Origin of the sequence: Pseudomonas sp. 43(2021) (genome assembly GCF_017490805.1) — a bacterium.
GTDB lineage: Bacteria > Pseudomonadota > Gammaproteobacteria > Pseudomonadales > Pseudomonadaceae > Aquipseudomonas.
Genome location: NZ_JAFGYJ010000122.1, coordinates 1 through 690, shown reverse-complemented (window position 1 = coordinate 690; position 690 = coordinate 1). Strand labels below are relative to the sequence as shown.

1 pseudogene is annotated in these 690 nt (G+C 55.8%); it reads right to left on the bottom strand.

Going from position 1 to position 690, the window contains the following annotated elements:
• Window positions 1–690 (bottom strand): annotated as a pseudogene (locus tag J5M71_RS26290) (hypothetical protein); the annotation flags it as partial.

Below are 690 nucleotides of genomic sequence, written 5' to 3'. Positions count from 1 at the left end.
CAGCAAGCGTTCGCCCTCCTCCCGGGAGAGTTCGAGCGGCGTCGGTACACGCACGAGCTCTCTGAGCTCGGTTTTATTCAGGAACGGTCTGTTCTCGGCGAGAAACCCGGCGATGCGCACGATGTTAGGGTCGTTGAATTTCTGGTAGAACCCTGTCTGCAACCGCGCAGATTGCGCTGGTGCTTTCAGCGCGCCGAAGTAATCGATGATCGCCATACTGCTGCTGATCGAAGCGTCCTCGGCCGCGGCATGGGTATAGCGCCTGATGTTCAGCGGAACGCTCTGGGTCAGGGTGTTGCTCAGGGGCGTCGTCATGTTGGCACTGGCGCTCATTCTTGAGCGTTGCTGAAGCTTTTTTTCCCGTCTGATGAAAGCACCCAGCGCATCATTCCTGCGGGTTTCTGCACGCGAAGTGAATAATTCATAACAAAGATCAGCGTCTTCATCAGACGTGTACATCACAACGCCGAAGCGTCCCGTGGCGGCATCCCGGCTTTGTTGTGTTTCTTGTTCAAGCCCTACATTCAAAGGTCCGCCGGCCCGGCGCGTAGTCACATAGGATGCCGATTCACGCACGGTAAAAAAATGAATGTCAGCATTCATGAACACTTGCAGATCCGCTTCCGGCATGTGTGCCAACGCCAGCTTGATGGCAGACATCATGCCGCCGTTCACCGCTTCGAAATGCAC